Origin of the sequence: Micromonospora sagamiensis, from assembly GCF_014680085.1 — a bacterium.
Lineage (GTDB): Bacteria > Actinomycetota > Actinomycetes > Mycobacteriales > Micromonosporaceae > Micromonospora > Micromonospora inyonensis.
This window is the reverse complement of sequence record NZ_AP023438.1, coordinates 6,319,709-6,344,871: the sequence shown is the minus strand read 5'-3', so window position 1 is coordinate 6,344,871 and position 25,163 is coordinate 6,319,709. Positions and strand designations below refer to the sequence as shown.

General features: G+C 73.6%; 25 protein-coding genes. 12 read left to right on the top strand and 13 right to left on the bottom strand.

The features are described 5' to 3' along the window. Positions 1-84: 84 nt before the first annotated feature. Complete coding sequence (locus IGA62_RS27155; protein ID WP_145818115.1) at positions 85-690, bottom strand: response regulator transcription factor; 606 nt, start codon at positions 688-690, stop codon at positions 85-87. Next, positions 687-1,835 (bottom strand): sensor histidine kinase, encoded by a 1,149-nt coding sequence (locus IGA62_RS27150; RefSeq protein ID WP_232624793.1) that lies wholly within the window; start codon positions 1,833-1,835, stop codon positions 687-689. Before IGA62_RS27150 ends, IGA62_RS27155 begins: the two co-directional genes overlap by 4 nt. Before the next feature lie 132 nt (positions 1,836-1,967). Between IGA62_RS27150 and IGA62_RS29745 the strand changes: the two genes are divergently transcribed. Together IGA62_RS29745 and IGA62_RS27140 are read left to right on the top strand one after the other, a co-directional pair. Then, entirely contained in the window at positions 1,968-2,840 is an 873-nt protein-coding gene (locus tag IGA62_RS29745; RefSeq protein ID WP_198501128.1) for a hypothetical protein, read from the top strand. A gap of 205 nt (positions 2,841-3,045) precedes the next feature. Beyond that, positions 3,046-4,764 carry a DEAD/DEAH box helicase gene (locus IGA62_RS27140; RefSeq protein ID WP_145818117.1) on the top strand — a complete coding sequence of 573 codons (1,719 nt, stop codon included), beginning with the start codon at positions 3,046-3,048 and terminating at the stop codon, positions 4,762-4,764. A gap of 111 nt (positions 4,765-4,875) precedes the next feature. On the opposite strand, the gene lon is transcribed toward IGA62_RS27140, so the two are convergent. Continuing rightward, on the bottom strand, positions 4,876-7,212 hold the full coding sequence (gene lon, locus IGA62_RS27135) for an endopeptidase La (protein ID WP_145818120.1): 2,337 nt from the start codon (positions 7,210-7,212) through the stop codon (positions 4,876-4,878). Positions 7,213-7,712: 500 nt separating this feature from the next. Between lon and IGA62_RS27130 the strand changes: the two genes are divergently transcribed. Continuing rightward, complete coding sequence (locus IGA62_RS27130; RefSeq protein WP_091461984.1) at positions 7,713-8,060, top strand: histone-like nucleoid-structuring protein Lsr2; 348 nt, start codon at positions 7,713-7,715, stop codon at positions 8,058-8,060. Positions 8,061-8,531: 471 nt separating this feature from the next. Here the strand turns inward: IGA62_RS27130 and IGA62_RS27125 are convergent, their stop codons facing one another. Continuing rightward, positions 8,532-9,407, bottom strand: coding sequence for a hypothetical protein (locus IGA62_RS27125; protein WP_145818122.1), 876 nt, complete (start codon positions 9,405-9,407; stop codon positions 8,532-8,534). 159 nt (positions 9,408-9,566) lie between these two features. After that, positions 9,567-10,430, bottom strand: a complete 864-nt coding sequence (locus tag IGA62_RS27120) for a phytanoyl-CoA dioxygenase family protein (RefSeq protein WP_145818124.1) — start codon at positions 10,428-10,430, stop codon at positions 9,567-9,569. Between the two features lie 118 nt (positions 10,431-10,548). Here IGA62_RS27120 and IGA62_RS27115 point away from each other — a divergent pair, with 118 nt between their 5' ends. Beyond that, positions 10,549-11,331, top strand: coding sequence for a helical backbone metal receptor (locus IGA62_RS27115; protein WP_222433316.1), 783 nt, complete (start codon positions 10,549-10,551; stop codon positions 11,329-11,331). 77 nt (positions 11,332-11,408) lie between these two features. Here IGA62_RS27115 and IGA62_RS27110 read toward each other — a convergent pair whose 3' ends face one another. Further along, positions 11,409-12,089 (bottom strand): CBS domain-containing protein, encoded by a 681-nt coding sequence (locus tag IGA62_RS27110; RefSeq protein ID WP_232624792.1) that lies wholly within the window; start codon positions 12,087-12,089, stop codon positions 11,409-11,411. Positions 12,090-12,323: 234 nt separating this feature from the next. On the opposite strand from IGA62_RS27110, the gene IGA62_RS27105 reads away from it, so the two are divergent. Both IGA62_RS27105 and IGA62_RS27100 read left to right on the top strand, forming a co-directional pair. After that, positions 12,324-12,917, top strand: a complete 594-nt coding sequence (locus IGA62_RS27105) for a DoxX family membrane protein (protein WP_186499844.1) — start codon at positions 12,324-12,326, stop codon at positions 12,915-12,917. A 139-nt stretch (positions 12,918-13,056) separates the two neighbouring features. Further along, positions 13,057-13,425 (top strand): FKBP-type peptidyl-prolyl cis-trans isomerase, encoded by a 369-nt coding sequence (locus IGA62_RS27100; RefSeq protein WP_091461995.1) that lies wholly within the window; start codon positions 13,057-13,059, stop codon positions 13,423-13,425. Positions 13,426-13,491: 66 nt separating this feature from the next. Here IGA62_RS27100 and IGA62_RS27095 read toward each other — a convergent pair whose 3' ends face one another. The 6 genes from IGA62_RS27095 to pdhA all read right to left on the bottom strand — a co-directional run bounded on the left by IGA62_RS27095 (position 13,492) and on the right by pdhA (position 19,954). Then, positions 13,492-14,064 carry an anti-sigma factor antagonist gene (locus IGA62_RS27095; RefSeq protein WP_145818130.1) on the bottom strand — a complete coding sequence of 191 codons (573 nt, stop codon included), beginning with the start codon at positions 14,062-14,064 and terminating at the stop codon, positions 13,492-13,494. A gap of 139 nt (positions 14,065-14,203) precedes the next feature. Next, complete coding sequence (locus IGA62_RS27090) at positions 14,204-14,602, bottom strand: DUF3224 domain-containing protein (RefSeq protein WP_145818132.1); 399 nt, start codon at positions 14,600-14,602, stop codon at positions 14,204-14,206. Between the two features lie 166 nt (positions 14,603-14,768). After that, the gene (locus IGA62_RS27085) at positions 14,769-16,037 is read right to left on the bottom strand and encodes a L,D-transpeptidase (protein WP_145818134.1); all 1,269 of its coding nucleotides are present in this window, start codon (positions 16,035-16,037) and stop codon (positions 14,769-14,771) included. A gap of 358 nt (positions 16,038-16,395) precedes the next feature. Next, a complete protein-coding gene (locus IGA62_RS27080) occupies positions 16,396-17,775 on the bottom strand; it encodes a dihydrolipoamide acetyltransferase family protein (RefSeq protein WP_145818136.1) in 1,380 nt (459 codons plus the stop codon). Beyond that, positions 17,772-18,794, bottom strand: coding sequence for an alpha-ketoacid dehydrogenase subunit beta (locus IGA62_RS27075; protein ID WP_145818138.1), 1,023 nt, complete (start codon positions 18,792-18,794; stop codon positions 17,772-17,774). The genes IGA62_RS27080 and IGA62_RS27075 overlap by 4 nt, the downstream gene beginning before the upstream one ends. Then, on the bottom strand, positions 18,794-19,954 hold the full coding sequence (pdhA, locus tag IGA62_RS27070) for a pyruvate dehydrogenase (acetyl-transferring) E1 component subunit alpha (RefSeq protein ID WP_145818139.1): 1,161 nt from the start codon (positions 19,952-19,954) through the stop codon (positions 18,794-18,796). The genes IGA62_RS27075 and pdhA overlap by 1 nt, the downstream gene beginning before the upstream one ends. Before the next feature lie 104 nt (positions 19,955-20,058). Here pdhA and IGA62_RS27065 point away from each other — a divergent pair, with 104 nt between their 5' ends. Both IGA62_RS27065 and IGA62_RS27060 read left to right on the top strand, forming a co-directional pair. Beyond that, positions 20,059-20,565, top strand: a complete 507-nt coding sequence (locus tag IGA62_RS27065; RefSeq protein ID WP_145818141.1) for an Lrp/AsnC family transcriptional regulator — start codon at positions 20,059-20,061, stop codon at positions 20,563-20,565. A 32-nt stretch (positions 20,566-20,597) separates the two neighbouring features. Further along, the gene (locus IGA62_RS27060) at positions 20,598-20,885 is read left to right on the top strand and encodes a DUF1905 domain-containing protein (RefSeq protein ID WP_145818143.1); all 288 of its coding nucleotides are present in this window, start codon (positions 20,598-20,600) and stop codon (positions 20,883-20,885) included. 55 nt (positions 20,886-20,940) lie between these two features. Here the strand turns inward: IGA62_RS27060 and IGA62_RS27055 are convergent, their stop codons facing one another. Then, the gene (locus tag IGA62_RS27055; RefSeq protein WP_145818145.1) at positions 20,941-21,171 is read right to left on the bottom strand and encodes a hypothetical protein; all 231 of its coding nucleotides are present in this window, start codon (positions 21,169-21,171) and stop codon (positions 20,941-20,943) included. Positions 21,172-21,316: 145 nt separating this feature from the next. On the opposite strand from IGA62_RS27055, the gene IGA62_RS27050 reads away from it, so the two are divergent. The 4 genes from IGA62_RS27050 to IGA62_RS27035 all read left to right on the top strand — a co-directional run bounded on the left by IGA62_RS27050 (position 21,317) and on the right by IGA62_RS27035 (position 25,163). Next, on the top strand, positions 21,317-22,048 hold the full coding sequence (locus tag IGA62_RS27050; protein WP_145818147.1) for a histidine phosphatase family protein: 732 nt from the start codon (positions 21,317-21,319) through the stop codon (positions 22,046-22,048). After that, positions 22,032-22,901 carry an NAD(P)H-hydrate dehydratase gene (locus IGA62_RS27045; protein WP_145818149.1) on the top strand — a complete coding sequence of 290 codons (870 nt, stop codon included), beginning with the start codon at positions 22,032-22,034 and terminating at the stop codon, positions 22,899-22,901. The genes IGA62_RS27050 and IGA62_RS27045 overlap by 17 nt, the downstream gene beginning before the upstream one ends. A 162-nt stretch (positions 22,902-23,063) precedes the next feature. Then, complete coding sequence (locus IGA62_RS27040; RefSeq protein ID WP_145818151.1) at positions 23,064-24,530, top strand: S8 family peptidase; 1,467 nt, start codon at positions 23,064-23,066, stop codon at positions 24,528-24,530. Between the two features lie 132 nt (positions 24,531-24,662). After that, positions 24,663-25,163 (top strand): hemerythrin domain-containing protein, encoded by a 501-nt coding sequence (locus tag IGA62_RS27035; protein ID WP_145818153.1) that lies wholly within the window; start codon positions 24,663-24,665, stop codon positions 25,161-25,163.

Genomic DNA, 25,163 nt, shown 5'->3' with positions numbered 1-25,163 from the left:
CGGACGGCGTCCTCCAACGGCGGGGAGCAGAGCAGCTCGACGGTCCGCACGCCGCCCAGGTTAGCCGCCTGCGGTGGTGGTGCGTCACAGCCAGCCGTTGTCATGGGCCAGACGGACCGCATCGGCGCGGCTGGCCGCCCCGAGCTTCTGCACGGCCGAGGCGAGGTAGTTGCGCACCGTGCCGCTGGACAGGTGCGCGCGGCGGGCGATCACCGCGACCGGTGCGCCGTACTCGGCCAGCCGCAGCGTCTCCAGCTCCCGTGGGGTCAGCGGGCAGGGCGGGATGCTCAACGCGTCGGCGGCCAGCGCGGGGTCGACGTACCGGCCGCCGGCGCGTACCCGTCGGATCACGTCGGCCAGCGCGCCGGCTGGCGAGCCCTTGGCCAGGAAGCCACGCGCCCCGGCGGTGAGGGCGCGGGGCAGGTGCGCGGGCCGACCACGGCCGGTGAGGATCACCACCGCGCAGTCGGGCAGTACCCGGGCCAGTTCGGCGATGACGCCGAACCCGTCCAGGCCGGGCATCTCCAGGTCGACCACGGCCACGTCGGGGCGGTGAGCCCGGGCGGCGGTCACCGCGGCCGGCCCGTCGGCGGCCTGCGCCACCACCGTCAGGTCCGGTTCCAGATCGAGCAGTGCGCCGAGGGCCGCCCGGATCAACTCCTCGTCGTCGGCGAGCAGGACGCGGATCATGCGGGGACCGGCACGGTCGCCTCGACGGTGAAGACGTCGCCGTCATGCCGGACGGCGAGCACGCCGCCGACGGCGGCCAGCCGTTCGCTCAGCCCGTCCAGGCCGTGACTGCGGTCGTCCGGGCCGACCGCCGGGGCCCCGTCGTTGGCGACGGTCATCCGGGCCACCTCGTCCTCCACACTGATCTCGATCCGGCACCAGCCGGCCCGGCTGTGCCGGAGCACGTTGGTGCTCGCCTCCCGCAGCACCGCCGCGAACTGGGCGGCCGTCCCCGCCGGCAGGGCGCCGTCGGGCAGGAGCACGGTGGACCGTACGCCACAGGACCGGAGCACCTGCCCGACGGCGGCGGCCTGGTCGGCGAGGTCGACCCGCCGGTACCCGTGCACGGCGTCGCGGACCTCGTCCAGGGCGGCCGCAGCCAGCCGGCGCACCTCGTCGGCTTCCCGCCCGGCACGCTCGGCGTCCACCGGGGCGAGCCGGGCGGCGAGCTCGGCCTTGAGGGCGATGACGGTCAACGCGTGTCCGAGCACGTCGTGCACGTCCCGCGCGAACCGCAGGCGCTCCTCGGTGGCGGCCAGCCGGGCTCGCGCCTCCTGGCCCTCCCGGGCCCGCAGCAGCAGATCCCAGAACCAGAACTGGAGACCGTTGACGGCGGCGATCCCCAGGCCGACGCCGCCGGTGACGGCCAGGTGCCGGACGACGGAACCACCGGTCGCCCCGGCCACCGTCACGGTGACGAGCAGCGCGCCGGCGGTGACGGGCAGCAGGGCCCGTACCGGACCCAGCAGCGGGACGGTGCCGACCATAGAGGCCCCCAGCCACGCCCAGCTCGGCCAGGAGCCGGCGGCCAACGGCGCGACCAGCGGCACGCTGAGCACCGCCGCGCCGACGAAGGCGAGACGGCGACGGCGCCGGGCCCGGTCGTCCAGCCAGGGGGTGACGGCGGCATGCACCGCCACGCCCTGCGTAACGGCGAAGAGGACGATGCCGGCCGCTCCCCCGGCCAGCCGGAGCCCGTCGGTCTCGCGGAACATCCCGATCGCGGGCAGGAGCAGACCGGCCCACAACCCGCCGGCCAACGACACCAGGGTGACCGTCCGGGCCCGGCGCAGCCAGCGGTCCGGGTCGGCGGGAGTGGTCGGCACGGCCCCGATGCTAGGAGAACGACGGCCCGCCCGTCAGGCCCGGGACGCACGGGTACGCCGGGCGTTTCGCACGGCCGACCGGTGACACCGCGCGGATGGGCTCCGGGTCCGGGTACGCCGCAGGCTCGACACATGAGCGAAACGACGACGGCAACGCCTCCCGTGGCCCGGACGACGACCGGGACACCCCTCGTGGCCGAGCCGGTGGCGGGTCGACGCCGGCTGCTCCGGCCCGTACTGGAGATGCTCGCCGCCATGGTGGCGGGGATGCTGCTCCTCGACCCGCTCTGGGCGGTGGCCGCCGACCGCCTCGGCCGACCCGACCTGCTCGCCCGGCCGGACGTGGGCATGCTGGTCATGGCCCTCGACATGGCGATCGGGATGACGGTGTGGATGTGGCACCGGGGGCACCCGTGGTCCGGGGTGGGCGAAATGGTGGCCGCGATGGTGCTGCCGCTGCCGCTGCTCGCCGTACCGTGGTGGGCCGGGCTGATCGACGCGGACGTGCTGACCCTCGGCGCGCACCTGCTGATGGTGCCGGCGACCGTCGTCGTGGTGTGGCACCGCCGTGGCGAACACGTCCACGCGGGCGCTCCCACCCCGGCGGCGGGTCCCCTGCTCCGGCTGCTGCGGCACCGCTGGCCGACCCTGCTGGCCTTGCTGGTGACGGTCGACATGGTGTTCGCGCCGGTCGTGCCCAATCCGTGGTTCGTGCTGGTGCTGCCGGCGGGTTACCTGGTGATCGGCGCGTACCGGCGTCGGCTGGGTGACCGCCGGATGCTCGCCGTGCAGGTGGCCGGGATGCTCGCCTGGGTTGGCCTGGCGGCCGCCGCGGCGACCGCCGCCGAGCCGCTCGCCACCTGGCTGGTGGCGGCCGGCTGGCTGGCCCACTCGGCGTGGGACGTCGTGCACCACCGCCTGAACCGGGTGGTGCCACGCGGGTACGCCGAGTGGTGCGCCGTCTTCGACACCGGGGTGGGAATCGCGGTGCTGCTGGCCCTCTGAGCCGTCCGTCCCGGCTGCCTGATCGGGGGCGTCCGGACCCAGATCGTGGTCCGGATGGCAGCGGGACGCCGTGGCCTCGTCGAAGGGGCCACGGCGGTGCGGGCGACGCCTGAACGGGCGTCGTCCGCACCGGCGTACCGGAAGGTGTCGCCGATGTGGCCCGGTCGCCGCAACGTGACCCCAGGGGTGATGGAAGGCTTGTCGCATGAGTTCCGCACCTGTACTGCCCGAACCAGCGTCCGCTTCCACCGGTCCGGGCGACCCCGATCCGGCGAGCCCCTTCTCCGACCTCGGTCTGCGACCCGAGTTGCTGGGCGCGTTGTCGTCCCTCGGCTACGAGGAGCCCACCCCGATCCAGCGGGAGGCGATCCCTCCCCTGCTGGCCGGTCGTGACCTGCTGGGTCAGGCGGCGACCGGCACCGGCAAGACCGCCGCCTTCGCGCTGCCCCTGCTGAACCGGCTCCCGGCCGAGCGTGCGTCGGGTGACCCGGTGGCGCTGGTGCTGACCCCGACCCGGGAGCTGGCCGTGCAGGTCTCCGAGGCGCTGCACCGCTACGGGCGGGAATTGGGGGTCCGGGTACTGCCGATCTACGGCGGGCAGCCGATCGGGCGGCAGCTGCGGGCCCTGGACATCGGGGTGGACGTGGTGGTGGCGACGCCCGGCCGGGCGCTGGACCACATCGCCCGGGGCACGCTGCGCCTGGGCGGGTTGGCCACGGTGGTGCTCGACGAGGCCGACGAGATGCTCGACATGGGTTTCGCCGAGGACATCGAGGCGATCCTGGAGCACGCGCCCGCGCAGCGGCAGACGGTGCTCTTCTCGGCCACGATGCCGGCGCGCATCGACGGGATGGCCCGGCAGCACCTCACCGACCCGGTCCGCATCCTCATCGCCCGGGAGCCCACCGTGGCCGGGGAGACGCCCCTGGTGCGGCAGCGCGCGTTCATCGTGGCGCGGGCCCACAAGCCGGCGGCGCTGGGACGTGTCCTCGACGTGGAGTCCCCCACCGCGGCGATCGTCTTCTGCCGCAGCCGGGAGGAGGTCGACCGCCTCACCGAGACGATGAACGGCCGGGGCTACCGGGCCGAGGCGCTGCACGGCGGGATGAGCCAGGAACAGCGGGACCGGGTGATGGGACGGCTGCGCGCCGGCACCGCCGACCTGCTGGTGGCCACCGACGTCGCGGCCCGGGGGCTGGACGTCGAGCAGCTGACCCACGTGGTCAACTACGACGTCCCGTCGGCACCCGAGTCGTACGTGCACCGGATCGGCCGGGTCGGCCGGGCGGGACGGGAGGGCGTGGCGATCACCCTCGCCGAGCCGCGTGAGCACCGGATGCTCAAGACCATCGAACGGGTGACCGGCCAGCGGATCGTCATCGACAAGATTCCCACGGTCGCCGACCTGCGTACCAGGCGGTTGGAGCTGACCCAGGCGGCGCTGCGGGAGAGCCTGCTGGAGGACGACCTCGATCCGTTCCGGGTGATCGTGGAGTCGCTCAGCGACGAGTTCGACCTGATGGAGGTCGCGCTCGCGGCGGTGAAACTCGCGCACGAGGCCGCCGGGCCGGGTGCCGACGACGAGGAGGAGATCCCGCAGGTTCCGGTCCGCGCCCCCCGCGAGGCCCGGCCGGGGTACGACGCACGCGGCGAGCGCCGCCCGGCCCGTTCCCGCACGGGCGGGACGACCCAGGTCTTCATCGGGCTGGGCCGGCGGGCCGGGGTCCGCCCGCAGGACCTGGTCGGGGCGATCACCGGGGAGACCCAGCTCAGCGGACGGGACATCGGCTCGATCGAGATCGCCGACCGGTTCTCCCTGGTGGAGGTGCCCCAGTCGGTCGCCGACGAGGTGATCGCCGGGCTGCGTGGCAGCACCATCAAGGGGCGCAAGGCCACCGTGCGCCGCGACCGCGACAATCGCTGACCCCCCTTGTGGGGTGGTAGCAGGGGTCCCCTGTTACCGCTTTTTGTGGAGCAGGGGCCCCCTGCAGTGCTCAGCGCACCGCAGGGGGCCCCTGCTACCACCCCATCCGCGTCAGGCGGCGGCGAGGGCGGGACCGGTGCGGGTGTCGGTGTCGGTGTCGGCAGGGCGCAACGCCACGGCGAGCACGTCCGCCACGTCCGCCAGCGTGTGTACGGTCAGCGCCTCGCGGACCTCGTCCGGCAGGTCGTCGAGGTCCGGCGCGTTGCGGGCCGGGACGACCACCTCGGTCAGGCCGGCCCGGTGCGCGGCGAGCAGCTTCTGCTTCACCCCGCCGATGGGCAGCACCCGACCGGAGAGGGTCACCTCGCCGGTCATCCCGACCTCGGGACGAACCGGTCGGCCGCTGACCAGCGAGGCGAGCGCGGTGACCATGGTGATGCCCGCGCTCGGCCCGTCCTTCGGCACCGCGCCGGCCGGCACGTGCAGGTGGATCCGCCGTCCGGCGAGGGCGTTCGGGTCGAGGCCGAGCTGGCGGCCGTGCGAGCGCAGGTACGACAGCGCGATGTGCGCGGACTCCTTCATCACGTCGCCGAGCTGTCCGGTGAGGGTCAGCCCCGGTTCGCCGTCCATGCTGGTCGCCTCGACGAAGAGGACGTCACCCCCGGCTCCGGTGACCGCCAGGCCGGTGGCCACACCCGGGACGGCGGTCCGCTCCGCCGACTCGGGGGTGAACCTCGGGCGACCCAGGTAGCGGGTCAGGTCCTCGACGTCGACGTGGACCGGTCCCGCCTCGGTCGCCAGCGTCACGGCGACCTTGCGCAGGATCCTCGCCAGGGCCCGGTCGAGCTGCCGGACACCTGCCTCGCGCGTGTGCTCGGCGGCGATGCGGGCCAGCGCGGTGTCGGTGACGGTCACCTCCTCGGCGGTGAGTCCGGCCCGGTCCCGCTGCCGGGGCAGCAGGTGGTCCCGGGCGATGGCGACCTTCTCCTCCTCGGTGTAGCCGTCCAGGGTGACCAGCTCCATCCGGTCCAGCAGCGGGCCGGGGACGTTCTCCACCACGTTCGCGGTGGCCAGGAAGAGCACGTCGGACAGGTCGAGGTCGACTTCGAGGTAGTGGTCGCGGAAGGTGTGGTTCTGCGCCGGATCGAGCACCTCCAGCAGGGCGGCGGCGGGATCGCCGGCGTATCCGGCGGCGAGCTTGTCGACCTCGTCGAGGAGCACCACCGGGTTCATCGAGCCGGCCTCGCGCAGGGCGCGGACGATCCGGCCGGGCAGCGCGCCGACGTAGGTGCGCCGGTGGCCACGGATCTCGGCCTCGTCGCGGACGCCACCGAGGGAGACCCGGACGAACCGTCGCCCGAGGGCACGGGCCACCGACTCGCCGAGGCTGGTCTTGCCGACGCCGGGCGGGCCGGCGAGGGCGAGTACGGCGCCGGAGCCGCGTCCGCCGACCACGCCGAGGTTGCGCTCGGCGCGCCGGTTGCGCACCGCCAGGTACTCCAGGATGCGGTCCTTGACGTCGGCCAGGCCGGCGTGGTCGGCGTCGAGCACCGCACGGGCCGCCGCGAGGTCGGTGTCGTCCTCGGTACGGGTCGTCCACGGCATCTCCAGCACGGTGTCCAGCCAGGTACGGATCCAGCCGGCCTCCGGGGAGGCGTCGCTGGCCCGCTCCAGACGGCCGACCTCGCGCAGCGCCGCCTCACGGACCTTCTCGGGCAGCTCGGCGGCCTCGACCCGGGCCCGGTAGTCGGCGGAGCCGTCCGGCTCGTCCTCGCCGAGTTCCTTGCGGATCGCGGCGAGCTGCTGGCGGAGCAGGAACTCCCGCTGGGACTTCTCCAACCCCTCGCGGACGTCGTTGTTGATCCGCTCGCTGACCTCCTGCTCGGCGAGGTGGTCGCGGACCCAGCCGACGAGCAGGTCGAGTCGGGCGGTGACGTCCGGCGCGGCGAGCAGTTCGGTCTTCTGGGCCAGGGTGAGCCAGGAGACGTAGCCGGCGGAGTCGGCGAGTTCGGACAGGTCGGTCATCCGCTCGATCGCGTCGATGACCTGCCAGGCCCCGCGCTGCTGGAGCACCGAGGTCATCAGCGCCCGGTACTCGCGGGCGAGGTCCCGGGCCCGGCCGGCGGGGGCGGGTTCGGTCAGTTCGGTCGCCTCGACCCAGAGGGCGGCGCCGGGTCCGGGGACGCCGGAGCCGATCCGGGCCCGGGTCAGGCCCCGGATGACGGCCGCCGGTTCCCCGCTGGGCAGCCGACCGACCTTCTCGATGGTGGCGACCGCGCCGACCGGGCCGTACTCGCCGTCGATCCGGGGCACGGCGAGCAGCTTCTGGTCGCCGGTGGCGCGGGCCGCGTCGACGGCGGCCTGGGTGGTCGGGTCGAGGGTCACCGGGATGACCATGCCGGGCAGCAGGACGGTGTCGGTCAGGGGCAGTACCGGAAGAGTTGCCATCGCACACCTGCCAAAAGCGTTGACTTGAGCGTGCCTGACTCAAGTCGCGCCACGTCCGCCCTGTTCCACCGTGTGACCCACACCACGACCGCCGGGAGACGCACCGAGCGGCTCCCCGGCGGGCGGGACGCTCGCAGGAGCAGCGGGCCCGAGGAGCCGCTGAGGAGCGGCACGTTCCGGAACGAACCGTCAAGCGGACGGCCGTCTCGGCGTTGCGTAAACTCCGGGTGACCAACCGGACGGAGGCCGCCGCACTCGCCGGCCAGGCCGGGCTGCCCGGCACCGGAACCGCATTCGTCGCCATGCGGGTTGCGCGGCGCGTCCGGTGGGTTCGGCGACGGCCGGGCCCGACCGCCCGACTGGCAATTTCCATGCCAGGGCGAGTTTTCACCCGCTTGGTGTGCGCCATGGAATGCCGAGGGCCACGCATTGTTGCGGATTTGCGGTGCGATACGTCAAACTCTTAGCCACACCCCGCCACGCACAAGGAGTAATGGACGATGGCCAGGAAAGTAATCACAGTTCTCACCGACGACCTCGACGGCGGAAAGGCCGACCGGACGGTCGAGTTCGGGCTCGACGGCGTCATGTACACCATCGATGTGTCGGACGAAAACGCCGGGGTTCTGCGCAAGGCCCTGGACCCGTACATCACCGCTGGCCGTCGCATCGGTCGGGGCGTCGTGGAGAGCAACCGGGGAGTTCGCCGTCCGGGTCGTCCGGCGACGTCCGGAATGGATCGTGAGCAGAACCGGGCGATCCGCGAATGGGCGGTGAAGAACGGCTACGAGATTTCCGAGCGTGGCCGCATCCCGGTGTCGGTGGTCGAGGCGTACAAGAACCGCTGACCGACCGTCGATTACCATCCGGAGCCCGGACGTCACGCTGGGGAATCACCAGCGCCGGCCGGGCCACCCTTTCCGCCCGTCCCCCGAACCCGCGCCCCTGCTTTCCACGCGTGCTGACCAGGGCCGACCTGGCGCGGTCGCCGCCCTACCGGCGTCGGCGGTCGGCCACCGGTCAGTCTCCGGTGGGCGACGGGTCCGGACGGCGTCGTGGTCGGTGCGGCCGCGGGTCCACCGTGGCGGGATGTCCGCGTCGACGACGGGGATCCGCCGGCCGGCAAACGGCGGGAGCGCCGACCGGGACGCACCGGCGACCGTGAGCGGTATTCCCGTTCCCGGGAAAGATGTCGATTACCGACGATGTCCTTTCCCGTCACCGCTCCGACCGGCTCGGGACGAGCCGATCCGGCCCATTCCCCGCACGGCCCGACGCCCGGGGATCGAGATCCCACGCGCCCGGCGGCCGGAAAGGGATCAGTCGAAGGTGAGATGGTCGAAGTCGAACCCGTGCGCCATCTCGTCCCGGCGGGACCGCAGGCGGTCGACGTCACGTCCGAGGTCGATCCGGGGCACCAGGTCCGGTTCGTCGGTGTCGAGCTGGCGGAGACGCTCACCGATCGCGGTCACCGCCAGGTCCCCGGCCAGTCGTGCGGCGTCGACCCCGCACGAGAAACGGTGTTCCCACAGCAGGACCCGCTCGACCAGGCACCGGCCGGGACGCACCTCCACCCAGGCCCAGCCCTCGGTGGAGCCGTTCGTCCAGCGCACGTGCAGGCCACGGACGATGGGGTCGACGAGCTGCCGGGCCACGTACGCCTCGACCGCGGCGGCACGGGCGATCGCGCCCAGGTCGTTGACGGGGCCGTCACGCCCGTCGGGCAGCCGACCGACGATGTCCCGGAACCCCACGGGCTGCTCGGCCGCCGGATCGTCCTGTTCCGGAAGGCCGGCGGCGTAGCGACGGGCGTCGATCAGGTACTCCGCCACCCGTCGCCCGTGCGGGCCGGGCCGCAGGGTGGCGGACTGGATCCTGAGCACCTCCAGGCCGACGGCCGCGCTGACCGCGTCACGCATCCGCATCTCGCGTCGGGCCTCCGGCGTGGCGACCGGAGAGGTGAACTCGACCGCGAACACCGGCCGGCCGGTGGCGCCGTCACAGACCACGACGTCGAGAGTGGCCCGACCGGCCGTGTTCCACTGGTGGCCGGTGACGCCCGGCGGACGACCGGACACCAGCTCACCGAGGCGGCGGGCGGTGTACACGACGTGCCCACCCCGCTCCAGGAGCGGACCGCGTCCGGCGGCGAGCGGGCGCAGCCGGGCGTCGTCGTCGAATCCGGTGCTCGTCATCTGTCCCACGTTCCATCCCTCGGTGCCGGGGCCAGAGTCTAGGACGCGGCCGGGGCCCGCCGCCGGGCGGTCCACCCGACGGCGGACACGCCGGGCGGACCCGGTGGACGCGTCGTGGGACCGGGTGCCGTCCGGTGGCGGAGGCCGCCGGTCCCGGGCTCAGACGCCCATCACCAGTCCCTCGATCGTGTGCTTCTGCCGGATCGGGGTCAGGGTCTCCACCACCGGGCAGGGCAGGTGCTCGCGGACCAGCGGCGGCAGGCGCTCCCAGTAGCCCCGGGTGACGGCCATGTCGTGCCGGGCGGCGTTGCCCGCGCCGGGAGCGTCGACGCCGAGCACCAGCACCGGTCGGGCCACCGTGGAGACGTTCGGGGTGCCACGGTGGATGGTCAGCGCCGACCGGGCCGAGACGTCGCCGCGCTTCGGGTACTTGCGCACCGCGCGTCGCTCGTAACGGGGGTAGCGCTCCCGGGGCGGGAACATGCCGTGGTCGAAGTCGGCGTGGTCGTCCCACTGGGTGCCGGGGGCGATCTCGAACGGGCCCATCTCCTCCACCGTGTCGACGGTGGTGAGGTTGAAGGCGAGTGAGGTGAGCCGCCGTTGCTGCCGGGTCTCGCCGGGCATCGGGAAGTCCCGGTGCCAGGGCTGGTAGGCGGCCCCGGGGAACGGGGTGTCGAAGCCCAGCTCGACGATCTCGTAGCGCGGCCCGAGCACCGCCCGGCAGACCCTCACCACCCAGGGATGGGTGACCAGGTCGACGAAGCCGCGCAGCTGCTCGGGATGGATCTCCACGTACCAGCGCTGCGGGCCCCGGCCGACCGCGCCGTCGGGGCGGGACCTGGCCTCGGCGAACGCCGTGTCGACGTCCTCGCGGACCTGGTCGACCCACTCGGCCGGGAACGCGCCCCGACAGGCGGTGATCCCGTCGCGGTAGAGGTCGCCGAGCGCCTCCACCGGTGTCTCGTCGACCTCCGCGGCGTCGCGCGCCGGGCCCGTGGACGTCGTCTTCGCTTCGTGTCGCATACCGCCTCCTCGGGGTGCCACCGGGAGTATTACAACGTTGTAGAAGCGGTGCAACGGGCCACGATCGGATCGGGCATCATCGAACCTGGCGAGTGGTCGGGATTCGGGAGGTACGCACGTGCGGGTGGTGTCCCTGGTGCCGTCGCTCACCGAGGCGGTGGCGGTCACCCTGCCCGGGGTCCTGGTCGGCGCGACCGACTGGTGCACCCACCCCGCCGGTCTGGCGGTCACCCGGGTCGGCGGCAGCAAGTACCCCGACCTCGACCGGGTGCTCGCACTCCGTCCGGACGTCGTGCTGCTCAACGTCGAGGAGAACCGCCGCGAGGACGCCGACGCGCTGGTCGCGGCCGGCGTGCCGGTACGGGTCACCTACCCGCGGACCGTACCGCAGGCCCTCACCGAGCTGGGCGACCTGCTCGCCGCCCTCGGCGCGTCCGGCGAACCGGCGTGGCTGGCCGCCGCCCGCCACGCCTGGGCGACGCCACCCGCCCCGGTCGGGATCCTCCGCGTGGTCGTGCCGGTCTGGCGCCGGCCCTGGGTGGTGCTGGGCGGTGACACCTTCGCCGGGGACGTGCTGCACCGGCTCGGCCTGCGCAACGTCTACGCCGACCATCCGGAACGCTACCCACGGCCGGGTCTGGAGGAGCTGCGCGACCATCGGCCGGAGCTGGTGGTGCTGCCGGACGAGCCGTACCGGTTCACCGCCGAGGACGGCCCGGAGGCATTCCCGGGCGTGCCCTGCGCGCTGCTCTCCGGCCGGCACCTGACCTGGTACGGGCCGTCGCTGGCCGAGGCACCCGAGGTGCTCGCGGCGCAGCTCGCCCGGCGGACGACGCACCCGGGGCGAACGGTCGACGGGGCCGGCACGGCCGGTCGGCCGAGCCGGCCCCGACCCGACTGAGCCGTCGAGCGAGCCGGTCCGTCGAGCCCGTTCCGGTCGACCCGCCGACCAGGTGTCCGGGCGCGGCCGGACGACGGTCACGCCACCGGGGTGATCCCGGCCTCCTGCTCCAGGGCGACGGTGTCGTCCTGGTCGTAGCCGAGCGTGCTGTTCACCCGGGTCACCCCGCTGACCTGCCCGGCGAGGCGGACCGCCAGGTCGGCGGAGCTGCGCCGGTCGACCCGACCGTCGAGGGTCACCTCGCCGTGCCGCACCCGGACGGTGACCAGCCCGTCCTGGACGGCGAGCACCCGGCGCAGCACCTCCTGCACCACGTCCTCGCGGATCTCCGCATCCTGGCGCAGGTGCACGCGCAGCAGGTCGGAACGGGTGACGATGCCGACGAGCCGGCCAAGGTCGTCCAGCACCGGCAGTCGCTTGACCTGTTCCCGGTCCATCAGCCGGGCAGCGGCCGGCAGGGACGTCTGGGGGGAAGCGGTGACCGCCGGAGCGGTCATCAGCTCACCGGCCACCATCGCGTCGGCCTTGATCCGCGCGTCGCGGCGGCGGCGCCCCTCGAAGATCCGGCGCTCCTCCGGACGGCCGGCCCGCTCGACCTTGTGCAACAGGTCCGCCTCGGAGACCACACCGAGCACCCGGCGGAACCCGTCCACCACCGGAACCGCGCTGATCCCCCGCCGGATCAGCAGATCGACGATCTCCCGGTACGGGGTCTCCTCGCCGACCGCCGCGACCTCCGCGGTCATCACGTCGCTCACCTGCCACGTCCTCATTGCGACCTCCCTGTCGTCCGTGCCGACGCTACGGCGGCCGCCCGGGGGCGGGCAGAGGCTAAGGGACCGCAGGACACCGGGACCTCCGGCCCGCGGAGGTCCCGGCGGAAGAGGGCGAAGGTCCCGCCCGGCCAGGGACCGGTCGACCCTGCTCCCGACACCCCGGCCGGAGTGGAATGGAGATGCCACCGGGAAGCGGTGCGAGGCACGAGGAAGGACGTGGACACCATGACCGCGACGATCGAACGGGACACCGCCCGCACCACCACTCCGGTGACGCCGACCCGAACCCACCAGGACGGGACCCCGACGCCGGGGACCGCCCGGGCCCGGGCCGCCCGGTTCGTCTTCGCCGGGATCCGGATCGCGCTGGGCTGGACCTTCCTCTGGGCCTTCCTGGACAAGACCTTCGGTCTCGGCTTCGCCACCGAGGCGAAGAACGCCTGGATCGACGGTGGCAGCCCGACCAAGGGCTTCCTGGCCTTCGGCGCCGAGGGACCGTTCCAGGGCCTCTACCACGACATCGCCGGTGCGGTCTGGGCCGACTGGCTGTTCATGGCGGGCCTGCTCGGCCTCGGCGTGGCCCTGCTGCTCGGCATCGGGATGCGGATCGCGGCGGTCGCCGGCGGCCTGCTCTACGTGATGATGTGGACCGTCGTCCTGCCTCCCGAGAACAACCCCTTCATGGACGATCACCTGATCAACGCGGCCCTGCTCGCCGGTCTCGCGCTGGTCGCCGCCGGTGACACCCTCGGCCTCGGCCGGGCCTGGGCGAAGCTCCCCCTCGTCCAGCGGTTCCCCTGGCTGCGCTGACCGCAGACCGGCACCACGGCGGACGTCACCACCCGGTGACGTCCGCCGCGTCGTGTCCGCACCGTCCTGCCGGACATCGGCCGCTGACGATCCGGCAGGATCGACCGGGACAGTGATCCCGCGAGGCAGGAGAGCCAGGATGAACAAGCCCGAGGTAGGCCCGATCGAGGGTGCCCCGCCCGCCGATCTCGTCATCGAGGACATCACGGTGGGCGAGGGCCCCGAGGCGGAGCCCGGGCAGCTGGTCAGCGTGCACTACGTCGGAGTGGCGCACTCCACCGGTCGCGAGTTCGACGCGTCCTGGAACCGTGGCGAGACCTTCGACTTCGGGCTCGGCGCCGGCCAGGTCATCGCCGGCTGGGACCGGGGCGTGGTGGGGATGCGGGTGGGCGGCCGGCGCCGGCTCACCATCCCGCCGCACCTGGGCTACGGCAACCGGGGTGCCGGCGGCGTCATCAAGCCGGGCGAGACGCTGGTCTTCGTGGTCGACCTGCTCGGCGTCCGCTGACCTGGGGGTCGGGGCCGTCGGCACGCCGGTGGCCCCGACCGTCCGCGGGTCGGGGTGGGCCGCCGGTCAGACCGCCGCGAGGGGCCGGTACGACAGGGCCGGGTACGTCCGGCCCACCGGTACCGGGTCCGACGGTCGCCGGTCGACCGGCACCCGGGAGCGGGACACGTCGGTGGCCGCCCAGGACCGCCGCCCCGGGCCCGCGCTGGAGGGCACGGCGTCGGCCGGCGGGACCGGGACGTCGGCACGGCGGCCTTCCCGCGCCGCGTCCACGGCTTCCGCCGGTGGTCGCCCGGCCGGCAGCGTGAGTCGCGGCGTGGCCTCGGCCACCGGGATGACCCGGTGCAGGCCGGCACCGCGCAGCACGCGCAGGATCATCGGGTGCGGATCGACCAGCACCAGTTCCCCACCCCGGGCCCGGACGCCCAGGTGGGCGGCGACCAGGGTGCGGATCGCGGTGGCCGAGAAGACCGGCACGGCGGAGAGATCGAGCCGCAGCACCGGCCGGGATGGCTGGGCCCAGAGGACCGACCGGAACTGGGCCACCGTCGCGATGTCGATCTCGCCGGCCACCCGCACGTCGACCGCCCGCTCACCGATGCTGACCTCGACCTCGAGCCGGTCACTGCGCTGCCTCATGACCCCGAATCTATGCGGTGGGACCGACACTTTCCTCCTGCCGCGGGCCGATCCCCGGGTACGCCCCGGGTCGGGTCCGGGGAAACCCCTCACCCTCCCGGAGGAGGAGGCCCGACCGCCGGCCCGGACCGCCGCGACGTCAGCCTCCGACGGTGTAGTCGAAGGTGAAGCCGTGTTCACCGTCGACCAGCAGGATCTCCATGGTGCCCGTCAGCCCGGTCAGCTCCCCGGTGCCGGTGTCCGGGACCACCTGGATGGTCAGCGAGCCCCTGCCCCGGTCCATCACCCCGCAGTGCTGGAGGACGAAGCTGCCCGGCCGGCCGTGCAGCGTGCCCACCACCCGTTCGAGGCCGACGTACCCGCCCGAGCCCGGCCGGGCCGACTCGGCCTTGAGCAGGTGGGCGACGCTGGAGGCCTGGAGGTCGCCCTGGAACTCCTTGGTCACGACGACCCGGGCCAGCCGGCCGCCCGCGCGGTCGTCGTAGGGCGGTTGTTCGTCCCAGATCAGGTCGACGGCACCGACGGCACGGACACTCATGGCGGGCTCCCTCCGGTGGTACCGGATGAGATCATCATGCCGCACCGGAGGCGTCGCCGCAGGTCCGCCACCCGCTCGGACCTGCGGCGGAAGCCCCGGTGCGGGTCGGACACCACCGGCGCGGACCGGCATCGCCGGTCCGCGCCCACCGGGCCGCCAGACCGGATCAGCCGCCGCTGCCGGTCGAGGTCGGCGCGGGCGTCGCGCCGGCCGCCGGTGCCACCGGGCTACCGGTCGGTGCCGGCGCGGGCCGCAGGTTTCCCGGTACGGGCAGGGCGCTGCCCTTCACGAACTCCTCCCAGGTGACGTTCCAGGCGGTCCAGCCGTTGCCCGGCTGGAGCCGCACCTCGGTGCCCTTGACGGTGATCAGGTCCCCCACCTGCGTGATCCCCATCAACCAGTCGGCGGCGCGGGCGGAGACGTTGGCGCAGCCGTGCGAGACGTTCGTGTTGCCCTGGTCCCCCTCCGACCACGGGGCGGAGTGGATGAACTCGCCGCCCCAGGTGTAGCGCTGGGCGTCGTCCACGTCGACCACGTAGCCGCCGTCCGGCTCGCCCCGGGTGTCGAAGGTGGTCCGCTCGTGCTTCTCCATGATCACCATGCGGCCACTGGAGCTGGGCGTACTCGGCTTGCCCAGGCTGACCGGGATCCTGCGCAGCAACCGGCCGTCCTGGAACACCGACATCTGCTTCGTGGCGTTGTCGATCTCCAGGGACACCTGGCGGCCGATCCGGGAGGTGGCCCGCCGGTCGGCGTCCCCCACGCGGTCCCGCCCGATCGGCAGGCCCTCCAGCGCCGCCCGGACGCTGATGCTGGTGCCGGGCCGCCAGAAGTCCGGTGCCCGGTAGTAGACCTGGCTGCCGTCCTCCAGCCACGACCAGGTGCCCGGCTGGGGCGGGTCGGTCGTGACGAACAGCCGACGCTGGACCTCGTCCCTGGCCGCTTTCGGAATCGGCGGGTCGAATGCCACGGTTACCGGCATGGCGGTTCCGTACGTCCGGTTGCCGGCGAAGTAGAGCGTGCTGGTAATTGTCGGCACGTTCGATTTCGCGGCAGTGGTGAAGGTCGTGGTACGCGTGGCGGTCTGGCCGGTGTCACCGGTCGCGGTCACCTCGGCGGTGTACGTCCGGCGGTGTGCCAGGGGCTCGGCCGGCACCCAGGCCGACCCGTCCTCGCGGGGCTCGGCGCGGACCTGCACCCCCCGGTCGTCCCGGATCCGCACGTCCCTCACCTTGCCACCGCGGACCGCGACGCCGACCTCAGCGCTGATCGGCACGTCCCGGGCCCGGTCGGCGGGCGTCACCGTCAGGTCCAACGGTGCCCTGGCCACCGCCTCCTTCTTCGCCGGTGCCCGGTCCGCCGTGCACCCGCCGAGTGCCAGCGCGGTCGCCGTCAAGGTCGCCGCAGACAACGTGAGCCGCCGCCTCCACTCCATGATGCTCCCCCCGTCACCGTTTCCCTCCGGCACATTGTCACCATCTCGACTCACCCACTGGCGCAATTTCCACAGAATTGTCCGCGCAATTTTTCACCGTCATTGGGCGTGATTTACCGAATGGGGCGAACGGGTCGGTCGGCCGCCGAGTGCCCGGCGCGCGAGGAACGTCCCGTCCGTCCCACCCATGGGTCGGCGGGCGGTTCGCCGCACCCGCGCGCCGCGGCATGAACCGACTCGGGCGGGTTCGCCGCACCCGCGCGCCGGCGTGGACCGACTCGGGCGGGGAGCCGGGTGGACGGAAACGCCCGGTCGGCCCGGGAGACGGTGCCGGGCCGACCGGGCGGGTGCGGGGTGGTCAGACGTTGGCGATCAGCAGGGCGGGCTGTTCGACGCAGTCGGCGACGTGCCGCAGGAAACCGCCGGCCACGCCCCCGTCGCAGACCCGGTGGTCGAAGGTCAGGCTGAGCTGGGTGACCTTGCGGACCGCGAGCTGCCCGTCGACCACCCAGGGCTTGTCCACGATCCGGCCGATCCCGAGCAGCGCCGCCTCCGGGTGGTTGATGATCGGGGTGGAGCCGTCCACGCCGAACACCCCGTAGTTGTTCAGGGTGAAGGTGCCACCGGTGAGCCGGGCCGGTGGGAGGGCTCCGGCGCGGGCCGCCGCCGTGGTCTCGGCGAGCGCGGCGGCGAGTTCGGCGGTGGTGAGCCGCTGGGCGTCGCGCAGCACCGGGACGATCAGTCCCCGGTCGGTCTGCGCGGCGATCCCCAGGTGCACCCCGGCAGACTGGACGATCCGCTGCGCATCGCCGTCGACCCGGGCGTTGAGCTGCGGGAATCGACGCAGCCCGGACAGGCAGATCCGGGCCATCAGGGCGAGGATGCTGACCGGCTGGTCCGGGCCGGCGGCGTTGATCGCGGCCCGGGTGGCCAGCAGACCGGTGGCGTCCACGTCGACCCAGATGGTCACCTCCGGGATCTCCCGCCGGCTGCGGGAGAGCTTGTCGGCGATGACCTTGCGGACCCCGGTCAGCGGGATGACCAGGTCCTCGACGCCGGAAGCCGGACCCGGATCGGGCACGGCGGTGACCGTGGTCGGGGACCCGGTGCCGGCGGCCGGCCCGGTGGCGGCGAGCGCGGCCTCCACGTCCGCCCGGCGGACCACCCCGCCGGGGCCGGTGCCGCGCAGGGCGGTGGCGTCGATGCCGTGCTCCCGGGCCAGCCGCCGGACGATCGGCGAGATGACCGGGGACCCACCGCGGGTGACGGGGTCACCTCCGCCGGGCACCGCCGGGGCGGTGGCGACCGGGGCCGCCGCCGGAACCGGTGCCGGCCGGGTCGGTTCCGGTGCCACGGTCAGCCGGGAGCGGCGACGACGCCGGCCCGGACCGTGCCCGGTGCCGTACCCGATCAGCACGTTGCCCGACCCGGCGCGTTCCTCCTCCCGGTAGGTCGCGTGGCCAGCCGGCTCGGTCGGGGCGGCGTCCAACGGCGCCACGGTGACCAGGGGCTGGCCGACCGGGCGGACCTCCCCCGCCGCGCCGTGCAGGGCGACCACCCGGCCGGCGTACGGGCAGGGCACGTCCACGACCGCCTTGGCGGTCTCCACCTCGACCACGATCTGGTCCACGGTCACCTCGTCGCCGACGGCGACCCGCCACTGCACGATCTCCGCCTCGGTGAGCCCCTCCCCCAGGTCGGGCAGGAGGAACACCCGGGTGCCGTCCACCGTGGTCATGCCGCGCTGCCTTCCAGTCGGGGCAGCCAGCGGGCGTCCGGCTGGTCGTCCCACTGCAACCGGGCCACGGTGTCGAGCACCCGGTCCACCGACGGCAGGTGGGTGTGCTCCAGCATCGGCGCCGGGTAGGGGATGTCCAGCCCGGTGACCCGCAGCACCGGCGCGTGCAGGGCGTGGAAGCAGCGTTCCTGCACCCGGGCGGCGATCTCCGCGCCCACCCCGGCGAAGCCCTGCGCCTCCTGGACCACCACGCAGCGGCCGGTGCGGCGCACCGAGGCGGTGACCGTCTCGTCGTCGAACGGGACGATGCTGCGGCAGTCGACCACCTCGAGGTCCCAGCCCTCCTCACGGGCGGCCTCGGCGGCCTCCAGGGCGACCGGCACCGACGGGCCGTACGCGACCAGGGTGGCGTCGCGGCCCGGCCGGCGGACCACGGCCCGGCCGATCGGCGGGGCGGTCGCCGGCAGCGCCGCCTCGGCGCTGGAGAAGTAGAGCTTCTTCGGTTCCAGGAAGACCACCGGGTCGGGGTCGTCGATCGCCGCGCGCAGCAGCGCGTACGCGTCCTCCACGGTGGCCGGCGTGACCACCTTCAGCCCGGGGGTGTGCGCGTAGTACGCCTCGCTGGAGTCGCAGTGGTGCTCCACTCCCCCGATGCCCCCGGCGTACGGCACCCGGATGACCATGGGCACGCTCAGCGCGCCGCGGGTGCGGTTGCGGATCTTCGCCACGTGCGAGGCGATCTGCTCGAACGCCGGGTACGCGAACGCGTCGAACTGCATCTCCACCACCGGCCGCAGCCCGGACATGGCCAGGCCGACCGCGAAGCCGACGATGCCGGCCTCGGCCAGCGGGGTGTCGAAACAGCGCTTGTCACCGAAGCGGGCCAGCAGCCCGTCGGTGATCCGGAAGACCCCGCCCAACTGGCCGACGTCCTCGCCGAAGACGAGCACCCGGTCGTCGTCGGCCATCGCGTCGGCGAGCGCGGCGTTGAGCGCCTTCGCCATCGTGGTGGCGGCCATCAGTTCTCCCCCTGCCGGTCGGCGTCGGCGGCCAGCTCGGCACGAACCTGCTCGCGCTGCTCCCGTAGCTGTGGCGTGGGCTCGGCGTAGACGTGGTCGAAGAGGCTGAGCGGGTCGACGGTGGGCTTGTCGTGCATCCGCGTGCGCAGGTCCGCCGCGTACGCCTCGGCCTCGGCGGCCACCGCGGCGACCGCCTCGTCGTCGAGCACCCCGCGGGCGCGCAGGTACGCCTCCAGCCGCACGATCGGGTCCCGGTCGCGCCACACCTCGACCTCGGCGCCGTCGCGGTAGCGGGTGGCGTCGTCGGCGTTGGTGTGCGGCTCCATCCGGTAGGTGTGCGCCTCGACGAGGTAGGGGCCCTTGCCGGCGCGGGCATGCGCCACCGCGCGGGTCAGCACCGCGAGCACCGCGACCGGGTCGTTGCCGTCGACCTGCTCGGCCGGGACGCCGTACCCGACGCCCTTGTAGGCCAGCGACGGGGCGGCCGTCTGCCGGGACAGCGGGACGCTGATCGCGTACTTGTTGTTCTGGACGAAGAAGACCACCGGAGCCTTGAAGACGGCGGCGAAGTTGACCCCCTCGTGGAAGTCACCCTCGCTGGTCGCGCCGTCGCCGATGAAGGCCAGCGCGACGGTGTCCCGCCCCTGGTACGCCTCGCCGTAGGCCAGACCGGCGGCGTGCACGCACTGGGTGGCCAGCGGGGTGCACTGGGGTGCGGTGTGCCGGACGGCGGGGTCGTACCCGCAGTGCCAGTCACCGCGCAGCAGGGTGAGCACCTCGACCGGGTCGATGCCCCGGGAGACCAGGGCCGTCGACTCGCGGTAGGTGGGGAAGACCCAGTCGGTGTCCCGCAGGGCGAGCACCGCCCCCACCTGGCAGGCCTCCTGCCCCCGGGAGGAGGGGTACACGGCGAGCTTGCCCTGTTTGGTCAGGGCGGTGGACTGGGCGTCGAACCGGCGGCCGACGACCATCCGCCGGTACATCTCCCGCAGCTGGTCGACGGCGGGTTCGGCGAGGGTGGTGGGCAGTGGCGTACCGCTGGGGTCGAGCATGCGGACCGGCTCCGCGCTGGGCAGCAGCTCGCGCGCCGGGTCGGGCGGGGTGGCCGCGCGACGGGAGGGCGACGGTGCCCGGCGGACCGCCCGAGATGTGGTCGTCACGGCGGAACCTCCTGGACGTGTGGTGGCCCTATGCTCGACCGTGCGGATGGTTGACTCAAGATCAACGGAAAAGCCGGGACGTTTGGCCGCCAGGAGGCCCGATCATGAGCCAGGATGACCGACCGGACGCGGAGTTGGCCGCCGGCGCGGGACGAACGGCCCGGCCGTTGGACGAGGTGGACCGCCAGATCGTCGCTGAGCTGGTGCGCGACGGCCGGATGTCGATCCGGACACTCGCCGAACGGGCGCACGTGTCGCGGACCAACGCGTACGCCCGGGTCGAGCGGCTGCTGCGCAACGGGGTGATCACCGGGTTCGCCGCGCAGGTCGCCCCGGAGCAGGCCGGGCTGGGCACCTCGGCGTACGTCGCGTTGACGATCGAACAGAACACCTGGCGGGAGGTGTCGGCGCGGCTGGCCCGGGTGCGCTACATCGCGCACGCGGCGTTGCTCGGCGGCGACCACGACGTGCTGGCGCTGGTCCGCGCGCCGGACAACGCGACGCTGCGGGACGTGGTGCTGGGCCAGGTGCAGAGCATCCCGGGGGTGAAGTCCACCCGCACCTGGCTGGTCTTCGAGGAGTTCGACGGCACGCACAGCCCGTGGGCCTGAACCGTGTCACACCCCGCCCCTATCCTGGCCGGATGGAGCTGGAGTTCAGCGGCGAGGTGCGGTACTGGCGTGGCCCGGCGCCCTACCACTTCGTCGGGGTGCCGGCACGGGAGAGCGCGGCGCTGAAGGCCGCCGCGGCGGCGGTGACCTACGGCTGGGGGATGATCCCGGTGGCCGCGCGGGTCGGCGACACCCGGTGGACGACTTCGCTGTTCCCCAAGGACGGCCGGTACCTCGTGCCACTGCGGGACGCGGTACGCCGCGCGGAGGAGATCGAGCCGGGCGAGGTGGTGACCGTGCACCTGACCGTCGGCGGCTGATCCGGCGCGCGCGACGGCGCGGGCGGTCGCCCGGCCCGCGCCGCCGCGCGCGGTGCTATCCCTTTTCCTGCCGCATCCGCTCCATGAGCATCTGTTTGCCCTGTTCCCCCGCCTTGCGGTTGTTCTCCTGGATCCTGCGGAACCAGGAGGCGAGTTCCTTGTCGCCCCGCTCCTCGGCGTCGGCGATGTAGGTCTCCATCCGCCAGATGTGCTCGAGCGAGAGCTGGAGCGTGTGGATCAGGTCGTAGTTCTTGTCCTTGACCGGGCTCATCGGCTCCCTGATCATGGTCGCCACGGTGCACCTCCCCTGGTTCGCCGCAAACGGTCGGCCCGCGCTTACCCGCCGGCCGGCCGTTCACGCGTGCGCCGCGCGGACCGCCACCGGATCCGGCCCGGGTTACCGCGGCGGGTCGCCGGGTAGGGAGGCGCGCATGGCGGAACTGGAACGGCTCTGGATCATCAGGCACGGGGAGAGCACCGGGAACGTCGCGGCGGCCCGGGCCGAGGCGGCCGGGACCGACCTGGTCGACATCACCGAACGGGACGCGGACGTGCCGCTGTCGGCCACCGGGCGGGAACAGGCCGAGGCCACCGGGCGCTGGCTGGCCGCGCTGCCCGACGGTGAGCGCCCCGACGTCGTGGTGGTCTCGCCGTACCGACGGGCCGCGCAGACCGCCGAGCTGGCCCTGGCCGGGCTGGACGTGCCGGTACACCGGGACGAACGGCTGCGGGACCGGGAACTGGGCGTCCTCGACCTGCTCACCTCGCACGGCGTGGCGAGCCGGTTCCCCGACGAGGCGGAGCGCCGGGCCCGGCTCGGCAAGTTCTACTACCGGCCGCCGGGCGGCGAGTCCTGGGCCGACGTGGCACTGCGGCTGCGCGCGCTCCTCGGCGACCTGCGCCGTGACCACGCCGACCGGCGGGTGGCCCTCTTCGGCCACGAGGCGCTGGTCTTCCTGCTGCGGTACCTGCTGGAGCCGATCTCCGAGCCGGAACTGGTCGAGCTGACCCGCCGGCACCGGCTGGGCAACTGCTCGGTCACCGGGTGGCGGCGCGGCCCGGACGGCGGGCTCGACCTGACCGTCTTCAACGACGTCACGCACCTGCGGGAACAGGGCACCGAACCGACCCGGGAGGAGGGCGTCGATGCCGAACCGGTCTGAGCCGAAGGTGATCACGCCAGGGCTGCTGCGGAACTGGGCGCTGCCCGTGCCGACCGGCGGGAAGGAGACCCGGGGCACGGTCCTGGTGGTCGGCGGGTCCCGGGTGACCCCCGGGGCGGTGCTGCTGGCCGGGGTGGCCGCGCTGCGGGCCGGGGCCGGGGTGCTGCAACTGGCCGCCGCCGAGTCGACCGCGGCGGCCCTGAGCATCCAGGTGCCGGAGGCACTGGTGGTGGGACTGCCGGAAACCCGCGACGGCGCGGTCGCCGGAGCGCGCGCGCAGCGGCTGGACGAGCTGGTCGCCGAGGCCGACGTGGTCGCCGTCGGGCCCGGACTGCACGACATCGACGAGACCCGGGCGGTACTGCACCGGGTGCTGGACGCGGCGGGACCCCGGACGGCCCTGGTGCTCGACGCGTACGCCCTCGGTGCGCTCAGCCACGAACCGGAGCTGCTCACCGGGGCGGACCGGACCGCGGTGCTCACCCCGAACCTCACCGAGGCCCGCCACCTGCTCGGCCGCGACCCCGGCGACGACCTCGACGCCGAGGCCGCCGAGCTGGCCGGGCGCTACCGGGCGGTGGTGTCGCTGTACGGGCACATCGCCAGTCCGGACGGCCGGCGGTGGCGGGAGGAGAGCGGCGACACCGGGTTGGGCACCTCCGGCAGCGGTGACGTCCGGGCGGGGCTGCTGGCCGGGCTGCTGTCCCGGGGCGCGGGTCCGGAACAGGCCGCCTGCTGGGCGGCGTTCGCGCACGCGGTCAGCGGGCAGCGGCTGATCCCCCGGTACGGCCGGATCGGCTTCCTCGCCCGGGAACTGCTCGACGAGATCCCCCAGGTGCTGGCGACCGTCTGAGGACCGGTCACCGTCTGACGGGTCGTGCCTGACCGAACGGATGTGTGTAACGCCACATCCGCCTCCCTACGCTGGTCAGTCGAGGGTGGGCATCCCGCCCGCCCCCGCCGGACGCGCTTGCACGCGGAGCGCGACCGGCGGGAACAGCCCCTGGGAGTGTGTGTGAAGTTCATCCGTCGCAAGACACTTGCCGCGGCCTCGACCGTGGCGCTCGGTGTCGGCCTCGCCGTCACCGGTGGGCTGGCTCCGGCGTCCGCGGCAGGTCCCGAGACGACGTTCCTGGTGCTCGCACCGCAGGGCGCGTCGACGGACCGGGCCGTGGCCCGTGCGACCGCCGCGCAGGGCACCGTGGTCGCCACGTACGACCAGATCGGTGTGCTGGTGGTCCGCTCGACCAACCCCGACTTCGTCCGGCAGGTGGCCGGCGCCGGGGTCGAGTCGGTGGCCTCCACCGCCGGCCTGGGCGCCGCGCTGGACGAGGGTGAGACGGTGGAGCTGACCGGGCTCGCCGCGACCACCGCGAACCCGACCGGCGAACCGCTCTTCGCCCAGCAGTGGGACATGCCGATGATCAAGGTGCCGCAGGCCCACGCGATCAACGCCGGCAGCCCGGACGTCGTGGTCGGGGTGCTGGACAGCGGCATCTCCAGCAGCCACCCGGACCTGGCCAGCCAGATCGCGCGGGACAAGAGCGCCAGCTGCATCGGCGGCGCCCCGGACACCACCGAGGCGTCCTGGAACCCGACCACCTCCGACCACGGCACGCACGTGGCCGGGACCATCGCCGCCGCCGTCAACGGCGTCGGCGTCACCGGTGTCGCCCCGGGCGTCAAGGTGGCGGCCGTCAAGGTCGTCAACGACGACGGCTACATCTTCCCCGAGGCGGCGGTCTGCGGCTTCCTCTGGGCCGCCGAGCACGGCATGCAGGTGACCAACAACAGCTACTACATCGACCCGTGGGAGCTGAACTGCCGCAACGACGCCCGGCAGCGTCCGGTGTGGCAGGCCATCCAGCGGGCCATCCGGTACTCGCAGAGCAAGGGCGTGCTGCACGTGGCGTCCTCCGGCAACTCCAACTACGACCTGGCGCACAAGAACGTCGACTCGGGCAGCCCGAACAACGGGACGCCCGAGGTGCGTGAGGTCAACAGCGCCTGCCTCGTCCTGCCGGGCGAGGCGCCGGGCGTGGTGACCGTCTCGGCGGTCGGCCCGACCGGGGCGAAGAGCTACTACTCCTCGTACGGGCAGGGTGTGGTCGACGTGACCGCGCCCGGTGGCGACACCCGCTTCCGCACCCAGGGTGCCCGCTCCACCACCTCCGACGCGATCCTGTCGACCACGTTCAACGTGGTGACCCGGACCAACGGTTGGGGTTACAAGCAGGGCACCTCGATGTCGAGCCCGCACGCGGCCGGCGTGGCCGCCCTGGCCGCCTCGGCGCACCCGGGCATGAACCCGGGTCAGCTGGCGGCGTTCCTGGAGAGCACCGCCACGCCGCTGTCCTGCCCGGCCGGGGTGTACAACCCCGTACCGCTGCTGGGCAGCGACTACGACGCCACCTGCTCCGGCGGGGCGCGTAACGGCTTCTACGGCGCCGGCATGGTCGACGCCCACGCGGCCGTCCGGTAACAGCGGGACCGCACCACGTGAGGGCCCGGCGCGGGAACGCGCCGGGCCCTCACCCGTCCGGGTGAGGTCTGTTTTGCCCGGCCGGGTGAGGGGGTAGCAGGGCGGGCACCAGCCCACCCGAGGAGGTCAACGGTGTCCACCGATGCCATCGTGCTGCTCAAGGAAGACCACAAGGAGATGCGTCGCCTGTTCCGGGAGTTCCAGGACGCCCAGGAGGGGCCACCGCGGCGACGGCAGGAGCTGGTGACCCGGATCCTGGCGGCGCTGACCGTGCACACGTACCTCGAGAACGAGGTGATGTACCCGGAGGTCCGCCGGCTCCTGCCCGACCTGGAGGACGACATCCTGGAGTCGTACGAGGAGCACCACGTCGCCGACGTGCTCTGCGCCGAGCTGGCCACCATGGACGCCGACGACGAGCGCTTCGTCGCCAAGACGACGGTGCTGATCGAGAACGTGACGCACCACGTCGAGGAGGAGGAGCAGGAGTGGTTCCCGAAGGTGCGCGAGGCGCTCGGCCGCAAGCAGTTGCAGGAGATCGGTGAGCGCATGCTGGCGCTGCGCCCGGACGCCCCGCGTACCCCGACCGCGCCGAAGGCGCTGAAGAAGGCGCTCGACGCGCTGACCGCCTGA